Annotated in this window: 14 protein-coding genes; 7 read left to right on the top strand and 7 right to left on the bottom strand. The window is 37.9% G+C overall.

Annotation, left to right across the window (positions count from 1 at the left end; translation table 11 throughout):
- Positions 1-288: 288 nt before the first annotated feature.
- Together PFY10_04120 and PFY10_04115 are read right to left on the bottom strand one after the other, a co-directional pair.
- Positions 289-1,086, bottom strand: a complete 798-nt coding sequence (locus PFY10_04120) for an SDR family oxidoreductase (protein WBV57632.1) — start codon at positions 1,084-1,086, stop codon at positions 289-291.
- Positions 1,087-1,112: 26 nt separating this feature from the next.
- Complete coding sequence (locus PFY10_04115; GenBank protein WBV57631.1) at positions 1,113-1,913, bottom strand: AraC family transcriptional regulator; 801 nt, start codon at positions 1,911-1,913, stop codon at positions 1,113-1,115.
- 293 nt (positions 1,914-2,206) lie between these two features.
- Here PFY10_04115 and PFY10_04110 point away from each other — a divergent pair, with 293 nt between their 5' ends.
- On the top strand, positions 2,207-2,977 hold the full coding sequence (locus PFY10_04110; protein ID WBV57630.1) for a T9SS type A sorting domain-containing protein: 771 nt from the start codon (positions 2,207-2,209) through the stop codon (positions 2,975-2,977).
- A gap of 158 nt (positions 2,978-3,135) precedes the next feature.
- Positions 3,136-3,930, top strand: a complete 795-nt coding sequence (locus PFY10_04105) for a CPBP family intramembrane metalloprotease (GenBank protein ID WBV57629.1) — start codon at positions 3,136-3,138, stop codon at positions 3,928-3,930.
- 122 nt (positions 3,931-4,052) lie between these two features.
- Here PFY10_04105 and PFY10_04100 read toward each other — a convergent pair whose 3' ends face one another.
- A complete protein-coding gene (locus PFY10_04100; GenBank protein ID WBV57628.1) occupies positions 4,053-4,322 on the bottom strand; it encodes a hypothetical protein in 270 nt (89 codons plus the stop codon).
- A gap of 468 nt (positions 4,323-4,790) precedes the next feature.
- Here PFY10_04100 and PFY10_04095 point away from each other — a divergent pair, with 468 nt between their 5' ends.
- Entirely contained in the window at positions 4,791-5,486 is a 696-nt protein-coding gene (locus tag PFY10_04095; GenBank protein ID WBV57627.1) for a VIT family protein, read from the top strand.
- Between the two features lie 27 nt (positions 5,487-5,513).
- On the opposite strand, the gene PFY10_04090 is transcribed toward PFY10_04095, so the two are convergent.
- Positions 5,514-6,020: a hypothetical protein gene (locus PFY10_04090; GenBank protein ID WBV57626.1), complete on the bottom strand. Its 507-nt coding sequence runs from the start codon at positions 6,018-6,020 to the stop codon at positions 5,514-5,516.
- 312 nt (positions 6,021-6,332) lie between these two features.
- On the opposite strand from PFY10_04090, the gene PFY10_04085 reads away from it, so the two are divergent.
- Complete coding sequence (locus tag PFY10_04085) at positions 6,333-7,256, top strand: NAD-dependent epimerase/dehydratase family protein (GenBank protein ID WBV57625.1); 924 nt, start codon at positions 6,333-6,335, stop codon at positions 7,254-7,256.
- 30 nt (positions 7,257-7,286) lie between these two features.
- Positions 7,287-8,195, top strand: coding sequence for a helix-turn-helix transcriptional regulator (locus tag PFY10_04080; protein ID WBV57624.1), 909 nt, complete (start codon positions 7,287-7,289; stop codon positions 8,193-8,195).
- On the opposite strand, the gene PFY10_04075 is transcribed toward PFY10_04080, so the two are convergent.
- Positions 8,196-8,987, bottom strand: coding sequence for a hypothetical protein (locus PFY10_04075; GenBank protein ID WBV57623.1), 792 nt, complete (start codon positions 8,985-8,987; stop codon positions 8,196-8,198).
- Positions 8,988-9,705: 718 nt separating this feature from the next.
- Between PFY10_04075 and PFY10_04070 the strand changes: the two genes are divergently transcribed.
- Together PFY10_04070 and PFY10_04065 are read left to right on the top strand one after the other, a co-directional pair.
- Positions 9,706-10,191, top strand: a complete 486-nt coding sequence (locus PFY10_04070; protein WBV57622.1) for a DoxX family protein — start codon at positions 9,706-9,708, stop codon at positions 10,189-10,191.
- Between the two features lie 99 nt (positions 10,192-10,290).
- Positions 10,291-11,079: a PhzF family phenazine biosynthesis protein gene (locus PFY10_04065; GenBank protein ID WBV57621.1), complete on the top strand. Its 789-nt coding sequence runs from the start codon at positions 10,291-10,293 to the stop codon at positions 11,077-11,079.
- An 88-nt stretch (positions 11,080-11,167) separates the two neighbouring features.
- Here the strand turns inward: PFY10_04065 and PFY10_04060 are convergent, their stop codons facing one another.
- Together PFY10_04060 and PFY10_04055 are read right to left on the bottom strand one after the other, a co-directional pair.
- The gene (locus tag PFY10_04060; GenBank protein ID WBV57620.1) at positions 11,168-12,685 is read right to left on the bottom strand and encodes a TSUP family transporter; all 1,518 of its coding nucleotides are present in this window, start codon (positions 12,683-12,685) and stop codon (positions 11,168-11,170) included.
- 4 nt (positions 12,686-12,689) lie between these two features.
- On the bottom strand, positions 12,690-15,566 hold the full coding sequence (locus PFY10_04055) for a TonB-dependent receptor (protein ID WBV57619.1): 2,877 nt from the start codon (positions 15,564-15,566) through the stop codon (positions 12,690-12,692).
- Positions 15,567-15,703: the final 137 nt, after the last annotated feature.

The raw sequence follows: 15,703 nt of genomic DNA, 5'->3' as shown, positions 1-15,703 counted from the left end.
GTTAAATCTTGTATCGTGGAAAGCTCTAATTTATTTAAAAATATTCATTTTTTCTATAAAAATGTTTTACGTAAAAAACATTTTTGATCTAAGGGCTATCCGGGGTTTATTTGACTTTTTGAAATGCAAATTACTGGTAGTTAGCTTTTAAATATAAAGAAAAGGAGACCAGAAGGTCTCCTTTTTATTTCAATAATTTTCTGTAAATGTCTAAAAGAACCGATGTATTATGCATCAAATGAATTCTACTGATCCGGCAGATCACTCGGGTCTGCCGGATTTTATTATTTACAGGCAACGTATTGTACCGCCGTCTACCCGAAGAACAGAACCACTGATGTAGTCGGCAAAACGACTGCAAAGGTATACTACGGCTCCGGCAATCTCTTCGGGTTCACCAAATCTTCCTGTGTCATTCGGGATAAGCTCCTGGACAGCTTTGTACTTGATCTCCTCCATATCTGTTCCCCAATTAAATTTTGGGGCTGCATTTTTGAGCCAGTCTTCCACCATTGGATTGATAATGGCACCCGGCGACACCACATTTGATGTGATGCCGGTATCTTTTAGTGTTCTGGCAAGCGAAACAGACATATTATGACGGGCGGCCAGGGTTGCATTGTAATGAGGCTGCTCTTTAATCGGTTGTATGCCAAGGCCTCCTCCGATATGGACTACCCTTCCCCAACCCAGATTTTTCATCTGTGGCACAATACGTTGAATCATCCGTACATATGAAACTACATTTGTATTGTAAATATCCAGCCAGTCATCGGCTGTCGCTTCACCCCAGGACTTATGGGAAGTTGCACCTGCATTATTAATCAGGATATCTATCTTTCCAGACTGGAGTGCTTCGGCGGCTACCTGATCTGCTCCTTCATCAGTTGAAAGATCCCCTATCGCAATTTCTGCAGACCCTCCTTTATCGATTATCGCTTTTGCAACGTTCTCGGCACGGCTTTTATCACGGCCATGGATAATTACCATAGCACCTTCACTTGCTAGCATTTTTGCAATAGCTTCGCCGAGGCCGGAGCTTGAACCTGTAATTAATGCTCTTTTTCCTTTTAATTGTATATCCATTATTATTGTATTGGTTTTTATTGATATTATTTTTTATTGGGAGCGTACCCAAACGCTTTTTTATAAGCATATGAAAAATGAGAAAGATCTTCGAATCCCAGATCCAGGTATATATCAGAAGGCCTTTTTCCTTTTTCCTCTATCTGATATTGAGCATCCTCCAGTCTTTTTCTGACGAGCCACCTGCGGGGGCTCGTCAGAAAAAGCTTCTCGAAATCTCTTTTGAATCCGGCCAGACTTCTCCCTGTAAGAAAAGCAAAACGTTCAATACTGATATTATATCTGTAATGACTATTCATAAATGCCTCGAGATTAATTTTACCCGGCTCTCTGAAATCAAAAAGGATATTCTTAAACTGTGGATTGTTTTTGATCAGTAATATGATCAGCTCCCGGGTTTTTAACATTAGAATATGATGATCAATTTCAGGCTCCTGCAGATAGGGAATCAGAGATTCTGTAAATCCTTTGAGAAGATTGTCGGGACTGATCAAAAGCACTTCTCCGGACAAATTCATTTCATCAGCTATCCACCCATATTGATGACTCATTTCCTTTAAAGTGGTTTGGTCAATATGGATAGCAATTGATTTAAAGCCCTCAGTACCGGTATTTTTAACGTATTTAGCCAGCTGATTCCTTCTGAAGAATCTGAAATCTCCCTGTTGAAACGAATATTTTTTATTGCCAAGCCATACCTCATGTTTTCCCCGCAGGATATAGCTGAAGATATGGTCGGTTACAAAGGCCTCTCCTTCTACATCAGCTCCCTTATAATCATTTAATATTAATCTTGGTCCTAAAACAGTTGGGTCTTTCTTTTCCATGCTTGTATCATTATTTGCGTGGACAAAGTTATGGGGGAAATCAGAGTTTAACTTTGCAGGAAAGCTCAAAATACTTTGTTGAAAAGCTCGGACTGAAGAATGATATGATGATGGGTCATATCATTTTTAATATGAGCATTATCGGAGTTTCTTTTAATAGTATGTTATAGACGATTACTAGGGAAAACAAGACAGATACTAGACCAGCTTGCTCAGTTGCTAATTGTTTGTTGGCTGTACCCTATTTTAATCTCAATTTTATTAAAAATATTTACTAACCTAAATTTAATTGCATGAAAAAACTAATTCTATTTTTATCCTTTATGTCTTTCTTTCAAAGTCAGATAATTGCGCAGATAATTGCTCCTGTAAGAGATACCTATAACATTACTTTTACCAGGGATGACAATTTTATAGGTGAAACCGTACCAGGGCACGCCCATACAAACGTTACCCTGGATATAAAAATTGGTTCTAATATAAGAACAAATACTTTTCTTCCAGATGTTGTTTCCTCAAAGGATTATAATTTTCCTGTGATCTACCTTCTTCCCGGGAGCCCGGCCCCTGTCACCTATGTTAATGTAACTTTTAGTACTCCATCCTTACAAAGCGGATATTATGAGCTTGGAACCCATGTTGGAGATGAGACTATAATTCCTCCTGTGACCTACTATACCGGTCAATTCGGATACGGTGTTGCGATTACCTGTATTGCTACCAATAAATATCTCATGAGAATTACCCGTTTTGAATGTAATCTATGCATTCCGGGAGGTGGTATACCGGTTTCAAAAACAGCAAACCCTCAAAATACACCACTAATAGCTCCAAATCCAAGCATGGGACTTAGCGAATTGTATTATACGGCTGCAGATAAGGAAACAGTTTCAATAAACATAGCAGATATTAATGGTAAAACAATAAATGCTTATTCTAAGGATTTAGAAGCCGGTTTACAAAAGCTTCCTATTGATATTCAAAATCATTTGAGCGGTACTTATATTGTTCAATGGAGATCCAGTACCGGTAAAACCGGAAGTTTGAAACTGGTTAAAAAATAAATAAATCAAAAAAAAGCTCTCAATAGGTATTGCTCCTGCATTTTGCAGGAGCTTTTTTATTCAGTTCCAACAGAAAATTCTTAATTGGCTTTTTTATTATTATTTTTACATTTCAGAAACCAAGCAGTTATCAGTTTAATTAAAGTATCATCAACCATATGGAAAGAAAAGAATTCATCAAAACAGGAGTATTATTTTCTGTTTTGATGATGAGCCTCTTCACTCAGCTTATATCTGTTACAGGATTTTTAATTATAACGTTGTTTGCAGCTTTGGTCTATCTGTATACTGTTCTGGAAAAGAACCTGAAATACAGCAGGTTTTTATATCATACTTTGGCACTGGTAATTCTGGCTGTTTCGATTATTATTTTTCAGCATCTGTTGCCGGGGTTTAATAATGTGCTCATTTTCGACAAAATACAGGTTTCAAAAGATGGTGTTCCTTTCACAATGTACTTTAATATAGATAAAACGTTGGCAGGACTTACCCTGTTGTTATTTGTAGTACCCCCTGCGAAGGATTTCAGGTCCGCTCTGAAGAAAAGCTGGTCCCTGATTTTGATGACCATTCTTTTGCTGATGGGACTCACACTATTATTTAGTTTTGTAAGAATTGATATTAAATTTCATCAGTATTTCTTTGTATGGGCTTTGAATAATGTATTGTTTGTTGTCATGGCCGAAGAGGTTTTGTTCAGAGGTTTCTTTCAAAGGCATTTGTCTTTGCTGAATATTAAAAACAGTCAGATAATTGCTGTTGTTATTGCCGGATTAAGCTTTGGAGCGTTGCATTGGGCGGGTGGAATATTGTATGTTCTGTATGCTGCAATAGCCGGGATTATGTATGGTTTAATTTACCAGAGATCAAACAATATACTGGTGAATATATTGAGTCATTTTTTATTGAATATCATTCATATTCTGTTTTTTACCTATCCATTTTTAAAATAAAAGTTTGTCCGTAAATCTCCGGTTCTATACCCGCTGATTAATGTGACCAAGATTTGTATTGCTTATTTCTGAGCATAAAAAAACCGCCCTTTTCGGAGCGGTTATTAGTCTTTAATTTTTTATTAGTTGCAAGTGTTTGCTCCACAGCTAACAACAGTAATGTGTACTACGTTGTTGATTCCGCACTGCACCTGGCAAAGTCCGTTTTCAAGATTTTTGATCACTTGAACAACAGTTCCTCCAACTGCACCACCAACAGCACCGATAGTACCGCCAACGATAGTTCCAACACCTCCTAATACACCACCTACTAATCCTAAGATTGGATCAAGGAATCCATCTCCTGAAATAGTTTTCAATTGCTCTCTGTCTAATTTTTTTAAATTTTTCATGATATAATTTTTTATGATTAATACATCACTAAGATATGAAAAATTATAATATGACAAATTTTTTTTGAAAAAAATAATTAAATATTCTTATAATTTAATATTCGATTAATATATCGGGTGTTTAGTAAGGATATCGTTTTTGTGAAAACACCCTTTCTGAATGCATTTTAACGGATATTAGGGGGCTTTTTTTCCGGAATAAATATTTATTTATAGATCCTGGTTGTAGCGTTGCGTTATTTTAATGTTGTATTATTGTTACAGCTCGCTCCTGTAAAACAATAAATTTCTAAACAAATGTTTGACCCCACGAGGTGCATGTACTGTTGATTAGAGATTATAAATATTTTTTTCGAAATGATAAATTGTTAAAATGGCGTTTAGCATTGTCTTTTTACTTTTACAAAAGTAGAATACGGTATTATTTCCTTATATTTAAGATGAGAATAACCATTTATTCATTCGTGTATGCATCATCAACAGGAAAAACATTATGTAAACAGGGTTGGTTGGCTGCGGGCAGCCGTTTTGGGAGCCAATGACGGTTTATTATCTACAACAAGCATTGTTATAGGAGTTGCCGCTGCAGAATCACAGCGTAACACGATCATTCTGGCTGCATTAGCCGGGATGATCGCCGGTGCCTTGTCCATGGCTGCAGGTGAATACGTATCGGTGAGTTCACAGGAGGATACCGAGAAAGCTGATCTTCTGCGTGAGAAAAGGGAGTTGGAAGAAATGCCTGAAATGGAACTTAAAGAACTTGCCAAAATATACGAAGAAAGAGGGGTGAGTAAGAAAACAGCAATGCAAGTTGCCGTTGAATTAAGTGAGCACAATGCCCTGGAAGCCCATGCCCGGGATGAATTAGGAATTAATGAGATCAGCCAGGCCAGGCCATTGCAGGCTGCCATTGCTTCGTTGGCATCATTTGCTGTGGGCGCCATGCTTCCCTTTCTTGTATCTCTTTTAGCTCCTATTGATCAGATGGTTTATTTTCAATATGGCTTTTCCATTATTTTTCTGATGATTTTGGGAGCTGTTTCTGCAAAAACAGGAGGTTCAAAAATCGGAATTGCTGTGATAAGGATTTGTTTCTGGGGAACTGCTGCCATGGGGATAACGGCACTGATAGGACATCTTTTTGGAGTAACCGTTTCCTGATATTTGCCAACAGTGATCTCTGCCCTATTATTTCTTTTTGATTCCAATCATTTTTAATGCCGTAGGGCTCAAGTAGATTTCATCAAAAACAGTGAGGGATTCAATATCCGTAAACGTTTGAAATTTTGAATCATTTTTATTGAAAGATAATTCTATCGATTCATCATAGGATGCTGTAATGCGTACGACCGAATACCCATTGTAGGCCACTTTAAAGCCTTCAAAAAAGCAGTTTTGTTCGGCTTTCTTATAGACATTGTATTCTTCAAATCCGCTTACAGCAGGAGTATCATCGGAAAGAACTTCATTGTGCTTAAGCGATTTCCAGGAAGAATAGTTTTTAGGTTCCTTCAAGACATTCCCATTTGGATCTACAGGAACAAACAGGGCAAGCGTTAAGGGATGCCTCAGAAAGTTAGCATAATTTTTCATCAGATTTAATGTCTGAAGATCGGCGTATCCTTCGTTTGAATAATACTCAATGACAAAATCGGTCATTGGGATAAGCTTATGGGAAGCATCATTTGGCATCATTAATATTCTCTTTGTCTCGAATGAATTTGATTGTTGGGCAAATATACAAGTTTAGCATAAATACACCTCCTTCACAACGTTCAAGAATGCGGATTAGTACAGGAATTTCCGGTATTTTTTCTTAGAATAAATAAGGTTAGGAATGGAATTGGGATTTGTCATTACTTTAGAATGATCAACACCTGTGATTGAAATATGTGTAGGGCAAGAACAGAGATTAGGTTACAAATTCAGGTGATCGGGATACAATTTCATTCAGATTATGCCCGAATTTTGCATAGGAATATAAGTCAGAAATAAATACCCATAATTATGCAAACAATATTAGGTGCTAATGGCCAGATTGGCGAAGAACTGGCAAGGGAGCTGAAACGGAATTTCACTTCCGATATCAGAATTGTAAGCAGAAATGCAAAAAAAGTAAATGACACGGATACCGTCTTTTCAGCGGACCTCTCTGTTAAAGAAAATGCGGTTGAGGCGGTGAAAGGAAGTGAAATTGCTTATTTCACACTAGGGCTTCCGATGGACTCAGATCTTTGGGAAAAACAGTTTCTCCTTATTACAAAAAATATAATTGAGGCTTGTAAAGTAAACGGAACCAAGCTGGTATTTTTTGATAATACCTACATGTATCCTCAAAATGGTAACGTTCTTACGGAAAAAACACCGTTTGCTCCTGTGGGTAGAAAAGGAAGGGTAAGGAAGAAAATGGCAGAAATGCTTTTAAAAGAAATGGCAGCAGGAACTATGGATATTGTCATCTGCAGAGCTCCGGAATTCTATGGCCCCGGAAAAACACAGAGCATTACCAACGCTTTTATTTTCGATGCTATTAAAGAGGGAAAAAAACTAAAGGTTCCTTTAAGAGATGATAAGTTAAGAAGCTTAATCTGGACACCCGATGCGAGCAGAGCTACCGCTTTGATTGGTAATACACCCGATGCCTATGGTCAAACCTGGCACTTACCTGTTGATGATCATCGGCTGACTTATAAAGAATTCATTGCTTTGGCTTCGGAAATTTATGGACAGGAATTCAGATATTTTACAATTCCTAAATTTGCTTTCAGGATTGGAGCCCTGTTTAATGAGAAAGCAAAAGAACTGCAGGAACTTCTTCCCAGATATGAATATGATAACCTTTTTGATGATTCAAAATTCAGAAGCAGATTCCCGGATTTTGAGGTAACCCCATATCGAAAGGGCATAGAACAGATAAAAAAAGAGCAGTAAAATACACGGTAACTTATAAAACAACAAACGATGAAAACTCCTGAAAAAGTATCTTCTATTACAGCAATGCATCATTATCTGAAGCTTAAAAAACCTACGAATCCATTGATCAGTGTTTTTGATTTTAATGAAGTGTCTGTGTCTCCGGATACCATTCTGAGTGCTATTACAACGGAATTTTACGTTATTGCGATTAAAAGTGATTGTGCGGGAAGATTCAAATACGGTCAGCAATATTATGATTTTGAAGATGGAATCATGTACTTTATTGCTCCCCATCAGGTGGTGCAGTTTGAAGATATTCTGCTTTCTGACGTTAAAGGAAGTGTATTGGTGATTCACCCGGATTTTTTGCAGGGCTATCCTATTGCTTCTTCCATAAAGGATTACGGCTATTTTTCCTATTCTGCCAATGAGGCTTTACACCTTTCCGAAAAAGAAGAGAATTCCGTTACGGAAATTATCGCCAATATACGGAGGGAAACGGAAAATAATATGGATGTCTTCACCCAGGATTTACTGATCTCCAATATTGACCTGCTTTTGAAATACTGTGACCGTTTTTATAACCGTCAGTTTTTAACCAGAAAGAAAGTAAATAATGATCTCTTAACGCAATTGGAAACACTGCTTGATGAGCAGTTTAAAAATAACAGCCTCATCATCAATGGAATTCCGTCCGTACAATTTATAGCGAACGAATTGCACATCAGTCCTAATTATCTCAGCGATATGTTGCGTGTCCATACGGGACAAACAACACAGCAGCATATCCAGAACCGGCTGATTGCAAAAGCTAAAGAATTGCTGTCTACGACTTCAATGTCGGTTTCGGAAATTGCCTATCATCTTGGTTTTGAGCATTCGCAGTCTTTTCACCGTTTGTTTAAGAACAGGACTTCGCTTTCTCCACTTGAATTCCGGCAGACTTTTAACTGATTATTCTTTTGCGGCCTCTTTTTCCAGTTCTTCCTGAAATTCAATAAGGGCTTTGGTGGTTCCGGATTTTAAGCTTCCGTTCTTTTCTCCTTCATCCCAGGTTTTAAAAGCTTTTTCTTTTAATCCTAATGTATAATAATAGCTTCCCAGAACCGTATACCCTTCAGGCTCTCCCATGCTTATTATTTTCTTTGACAGGGCAATTAATTCAGGATGAGGTTGTATTTTTTTTGAGGCGATTTTCTCCGGTTTGGTCAAAAGTCCGGGAGTATACTTCATCATTTTGAGTCCAAAAAGATTCATGCAGGCCTTTGCTAATCCTTTATTACAAAGTTCTTCATTCACTTCATCGGTTTTTCCTGAAAACAGGGCTTCAAAATCCAGATCTGAACCTGAAGGACTTTTTGTCTTATCATAGTATTCTGCTAAAAGCAGGGCTTTGTTTTGAGCCTCCAGAGGACTCTTTCTGTTATTGACTTCGGAGCTGTCTTTTTTCTGAACCCAGACACCTTTTTCAACCCAATTGGAAATCCCGAGCAGTTTTCCTTTTTTAATTTTAAAGATGAAAATGCTTTTATCAGGATAAATAATTAAACTGTCATTTCTTGTAAAATAATCTCCATAATCCATATCACCTATCGAAACTTTCCCGTTTCCATCGAAGTTAAAACTGCTGTAAAGTGTATCGTCACTGCTTGCTTTGTAATATCCCTGAAGGGAATTGTCGGCATTTTGTGCCGAAAGAATATAGCTTGATAAAAAACATAGTATTGACAGGATGCATCGTTTCATGGTGTCTAATATTTTGGTGTGATTTTTCTTTGTGCAAAACTATTAAATAAAAAACAGTTATAATAATTGATAAATATCACATCAGTAGTGAATGGGTGTAAGGAATTTCAGCCGTAAATATTTTATTACCTTTGTCTGGTGTAAGGAAGTGCTTATGGTGAAACAAATCGGTTTATGGCATTATATAAAGGTATTGAGTATATTTTTGATGCTTACCCATTTGTTGATCATTCAGTCAGGTACAAATTCTTTTACGGCTCCGACCACTGTCTTTTTTCACATCAAGGAAACTTCTCATAAAGAATGTGATAAAGTTATTCTCAAAGAAAACAATACAACGCCTGTAAAATGTAATGGCAATTATTGTTCAGGTTTCTCATCATTGTTTACTGCACCATTTTCATCTTTTACATTCGGTAGATTTGAAAAGGATGTAAAAAACCGGTTCTTTTTATATGATGACCCATCCTACTCTTCTTTTTTTTATTCGATTTGGATTCCCCCAAAAATAACAGCTTAATTTCTGATTGTCTTTGGTCTTATCAAATAGTGACAGGACCTTATTATTGCTTACAATAATACGATCCGGGATCTATATGCCGGAATATATGCACATTGCTTTATTCCTTCATAATCTGTGATCTGGATTTCAATAAAATGCAAGGCCGGGATTTCTGTGCCTTCAATAATGTTTAATTAAAATGAATTAAAAAATATAATGAAAACAACCATATCAAACTTTGAAAAAAACAGCAATACCATTTATATTATCTGTAGAATCCTGATAGGGCTGTTCTTTTTTATCGCAGGGTTTAATAAATTATTCCACCCTATTTTCCAGGGATATATGTTCAATACCATCAGCAGTATAGGCTTTCCCTTTCCGGCGTTCACTGCTCATTTTACAGCTTTTTGCGAGTGTGTATTTGGCTTATTTTTAATGTTGGGTTTCTGGACGAGAATAAGTTCTGTTGTTCTGATCATCATAATTCTTGTAGCCTTATTGACACATGATCTGAATTCAATTCCTAAAGAGCTTATCCCGATTAAGCCGGAAACCGGTGTTTATGAAATGGATGCGTTTACCTGGCTGAGTTATTTTCTTTACCTGCCTCAAACCCTTTATTTACTTTTTCTTACCCTGTTCTTATTTCGGGGATGTGTGGGATTTGGGATTGATATTTCGAAAAAAATAAATGCGTAAATATACCTGAAGGTCCATCTGAAGGATATTGCCCCTATTGGAATGCCAAGATGAAAAGAAATTTTTAATTTTGCAGGAAACAAGTTTATATCCGTAATTATGAAATTAGAATTATATCAGATAGATGCATTTACAGATGAGCTTTTCAGAGGAAATCCGGCATGTGTTGTACCATTAAAAGAATGGCTTCCGGATGAAACTCTTCTTAAGATTGCTATGGAAAACGCGGTTGCCGAAACAGCATTTTTTATAGACCTCGGTTCAAGAATACATCTTCGCTGGTTTACCCCTGAAATTGAAATGGATTTATGCGGACATGCAACACTGGCAACGGCCCATTGTCTGATTTCAGTTTTAAACTATAGCAGGAATGAAATTATCTTTGAAACAAAAAGCGGTGATTTAAAAGTTACCTACAGGGATGGGCTATATTATCTTGATTTTCCTTCGAGAATGCCTTCCCCGTCCTCTTTACCGGATTTGATTTCAAAATCATTGAATATACAGCCTAAAGAGGTATTTAAATCCAGGGATTATGTTCTGGTATATGATAATGAAGATGATATCAGAAACATCAAAATCGACAGGCAAATCTTTGATAAGATCAATCTGGACCCGGGTGGCGTGATTGTAACTGCAAAAGGTGACCACAGCGATTTTGTTTCAAGATATTTTACTTCGCAGGCAAGTATTCTTGAAGATCCGGTAACAGGCTCGGCTCATTGCTCATTAATTCCTTTCTGGTCTGACAGATTGGGGAAAAAAGATCTTTTTGCAATGCAGCTTTCCGAAAGATTAGGAAAGTTATATTGTGAGGATCAGGGTGATCGGGTGATCATTGCCGGAAAAGCAAAAACGTATGCTGCCGGACATCTGTGGACGGAATGATTTTTATAGGAAGTAATCATTACATCTATATTGTTAGCAAAAAAGCTCCCGTGAGGGAGCTTTTTCTGTATAGGTAAAATCCTGGTTGCTAGATTATCGATTTAATAATTGTGGTAAGGCTCATTGCAATAACCACTATTCCTACAACCACAAACATTTTCTTTGTAGGAAGCCTGGAAGTAAGCATTGCTGAAAAAGGAGCAGTGAAAACACCACCCAGTAAAAGTCCAAGCACGATATTCCAATGATGGATACCAATGGTAAAAATAAAAGTAACAGCACTGGTAAGGGTTAGAAGAAACTTAGCAACAGTAGAGCTTCCTACAACATAACGCGGAATTCTTCCTTCTTTGATCAGGGTTCCTGTAACCAACGGCCCCCAACCGCCTCCGGCGAATGAATCTATAAAGCCACCAACCAATCCAAGAAGCCTAAGGTTGGTTCTTTTTTTTGTTTTTATATGATCTTTTGTTTTTTCCTTGAAAGCATTCCTAAGAATATTCAGTCCCAAATACAAAGTATAACAAGCGATAATAGGCTTTACGATATGCGCATAATATTCGCCGTAATGGGATAAGGTTAATGCACCGATCACAGAGCCGGCAATGGCCAGCGGAAACAGAACCCAAACCAGTTTTTTATTGACATTTCCCAGTTTATAGTGGCTGAAACTTCCGGCTGCAGTAGTAAATGATTCTGCAGAATGAATGCTTGCGCTTACTACGGGTGGCGGAACATTGAGCAACAAAAGTATAGTGGTGCATATTACTCCGTACCCCATACCCATTGATCCTGCTACAATTTCTGCCAGAAAACCGGTAAGAAGCATCCAGTAAAAAATATGGCCGTCCTTATTAAGGAACACCTGAATGTCATCCGAAAGGTTAAACTGATAAATAATAATTCCTAATACGCCTAAAAGAAGTAAAACTCCGATGACAGCGAGATAAATGTTTGCTCTTCTCTGGGCTATTTTGGTAATGTGGATCAGCTTTTCGATTTCCAGATCGGAATTCGGAAAGCTTTTTTTTCCATCAGCAAGATATTCTGTCGTTACCCGGTTCAGTTCTTTTACTTTATAATTAAAATCTCCCTTTAGCTGGTTACGAATATCCTGCATATTGTCCAGTACCATATCCATTTCATCAGGAATGATTTCGGTAAATGTTTCCCTTAATCTTTTGGCAATGGTTGGCGATTTTCCGTTGGTTGAAATAGCAATTTTCAGACTTCCTTTCCTGACAATGGATCCTAGATAAAAATCGCACAAATCCGGTTTATCCGCAATATTCACCAAGAGATCATGATTCCGTGCCTTTTCCCTGATCTGACCGGCCAGCTCAAGGTCATTTACGGCAATAATCGCAAGATCTGCATTATTAAAATCATTCTCATTATAAGGTCTTTCATGTATCTGGATATTAGGGAACCGGGCTTGTAAAGCTTTTACTTCCGGAATAATTTCCTTGGCTACCAATTTAATTGAAGTCTCAGGGGAATTACCCAGTACCGATTCCAGCTTTTCAAGGGCAACCCTGCCGCCACCGATAATGAGGAGTGACAGCTGCTCCAGCTTTAAAAATATGGGATATAAGGAATTGCTCATTTAATTATAGTTTTAAATCATAGGTAAAAGCCAGATAATATAATCCGCCTATTTCAGGCCCGGCTGCATATTGAAAATAACGCCTGTTAAAAAGGTTGGTAGCTCCAACCTTTACATTGGCATGGATCTCAGGAAGCTTCCATGTTGCCTGTGCATCTATGGTGTAATATGCCGGAATATTCCCCGAGGCCAGAGGACTTTCCCATAAAAACTGATTCTGCCATCTTGCTACGACTGTAAATCCGATATTTTTAATGATCTCCCTGTTTCCTATACTTACATTTACCATCCATTTTGGGGTGTTGAATGAAGTAATGAACAGGTCGGATGCATTGTTCGAAGCCAGATCATTGTAAGAAACGTTAGCATTGATATTGTAGTTTTTAATAATATTATATCTGATTCCCAGAGAGGTCCCGTAACTTTTATAAGTACTGTTGCTGTTGGTATATACCCGATAACGATCCTGCTTGCTTCGGTCGGTCATATCCAGCACTGCATTATTGCTTCCCACCTGACCGTTTTTAGGTACGGCCACTTCTACCTGTCCCAGAAAACCTTCGTAGATATTATAATAAAAATCCCAGTCCAGAATTAGTCTATTATTAAAGAAAACCGATTTATATCCTACCTCAAATGAATTGATCTTTTCAGGTTGCAACTTTTGAAGATTGGCAACGGCTAAAAGATTTTTATTGTCCAGGGCCGCCTGGTTAAGGGTTTTCCCTCCGTCTACATCCGCATTCACAGCAGAAGTGAATCGATCAATTGATGCTAGCGTGTAAGAATTTTCGAGATATCCGAGTCCCTCGTTGACCTTTGAAAGTCCTCCGACCCTTCTTACATTTCCGTTGTTGACGAAAGACAATGCTTCAAATAATGAAGGAAAACGATATCCATTCTGAAATGATGCTCTGAAGTTGTGCTGGTTTACAGGAGAATAGACGATACTTATCCTCGGATTCACTTTAGCTTCAAATTCAGGATTTCTGTCCACCCTTAAGGCGGCATTAAGTTTTAATTTATCGTCAAAGAAAAGCTTGGTAACCTGGGCGAAAATCCCATATTTCTGATAGATAACATCCTTACCAAATGTTCCGTCGGTTAAAGGGATGTTTCTTTCTTTAACCGGCCTGTTAAAATCTACAAAATTGTTTCCATCGGGAGTAATACTGTAAAGACGGTAATCGATACCCGCAAGGAGATTGAATATTTTTACAAATCTGCTGAAATCATAGGTTAGCTCCCCTTGATAAAAACGTGATTTTTGCTCCAGTTTTGCTCCTCCGGTTGCAGGAGCTCCTGCTACTCCTCCATTGGCCGAATCCCAGTTATTAATCCCAATAATTGTATTTTTTAATTGTTCAAAAGCCGGGGTTCCCGGGACTACTCTGTTTTTATCGGCTTCCCTTCTGGCAAGAATAAAAGCTTCATTAAGGCTTACACCGGCATTAATACTGTTCTGCAAAGCCGTCTGAAATGCATTTCTCCAGTTGCTGTTAGAAAGATTCGTAAGATCAAGATTATCCGCTAATGGTTTCAGATTATAGGAATCTCCTGTATTTTCTATAGAGACATACGCTCTGAATGTAAGCTCCTTACCAGTCAGTTCAACTTTGTGATTCTGCACCGTCGCATTTTGGAGGCGGATTTTATTTCCCCTCTGGAATGTTCCGTCCAGCAATCCATACCGGTATACATATGAAGTCTTCCACTGGTCTCCAAAACGGTAATATAATCCCGCATCAAATTTAATGTTCTTTACTTCAGGACTTACAAGGTCTTTTTCAAGATACCCTGTTCTCGATACATTGAATGTGGTAGGTTTGCCGTTATAATCTACTTTTACGGCAACCCGGTTGTTTCTTTCATCTCCGTATTTGTTCCAGAGATCCTCTGCAGGGTTATTAGCTAATGAAAAATTGGGATTGGCTGTAATCAATGGATTGGCGTTCTGATCGGTTTGATTATTGGAGATCCAATCGACTCCGCTGAAATAAGAGGCATTAACTTTTACCGCCAGATTTTTATTTAAAACCTTTGCAAACCGTATTGCACTCTCCCCCAGAGAACTTATTTTATGATTAACGTTGTCTACATGATTCACGCCGCCCCGGAAATAAACGCTGAGCCCTTCGGAGGTAAAAGGATCTTTTGTCTGAAGGCTTGCCAGTCCGTTGATGGCATTCATTCCGTAGAGGGCAGAAGCTGCACCGGGTGTAACCTCCATAGACTGTATATCCAGCTCTGTAGGTCCGATTGCATTACCTAATGGAACACCCAGTGTGGCAGATTGTACATCTACCCCATCTACCAGCTGCATAAACCGGAAATTATTGGGAGAATTAAATCCCCTTGAGTTAGGAATTTTTAAAGTAAGGCTGGACGTTAATAGTTGTAACCCTTTTACATTTTCAAGGGTTTCATAAAAAGATGCAGCAGGACTTTCCCTGATCGCCCGGATATCAATCTTTTCAATAGCTATTGGTGATTTTAAAACTTTTTCCGGAACTCTTGATGCAGAGATGACCACTTCATCAATGATGGCATTCTGCGGATTAAGTTCCACCGCAATTTTATTGGATAGGGATAATATTTCCAACGTTTGGGGGAGAAAACCTTCTTTGCTGATGATCAGCCTGAAAGGTACTTTTACCCTTGTACGTATTTTAAAATTACCCTGTTGATCTGTTAATGAAGTATCCTCAGTGTGTTCAACCTGCACCTTTACGGTACTGATCCCTTTCCGGGTATCGATATTTTTTATCGTTCCGCTTAACTCTACAAGCTGCTGCTGCGCTTCTGCAAGAGTACAAAATAAGAAGATCAATAGAAATACAGCTGATCTCTGCAGAAAATATCCCTGCTTATTGTTTTTCATTTTTTCATTTTTTAGGTTATGTGAATGAGCCTGTTTAAACTTTTAATAAGGGAGGATTCAGATATGTTTTAAAACAAGCAACATTAAAGTCTTTGTGGCTTGCGATTTAAATAATTTAAACAGTTAATGCTATCATT

Source organism: Chryseobacterium daecheongense (genome assembly GCA_027920525.1).
In the GTDB taxonomy this organism is placed as follows: domain Bacteria; phylum Bacteroidota; class Bacteroidia; order Flavobacteriales; family Weeksellaceae; genus Chryseobacterium; species Chryseobacterium proteolyticum.
The sequence above is the reverse complement of the archived record's forward strand: the minus strand, read 5'-3'. Positions and strand labels throughout refer to the sequence as shown.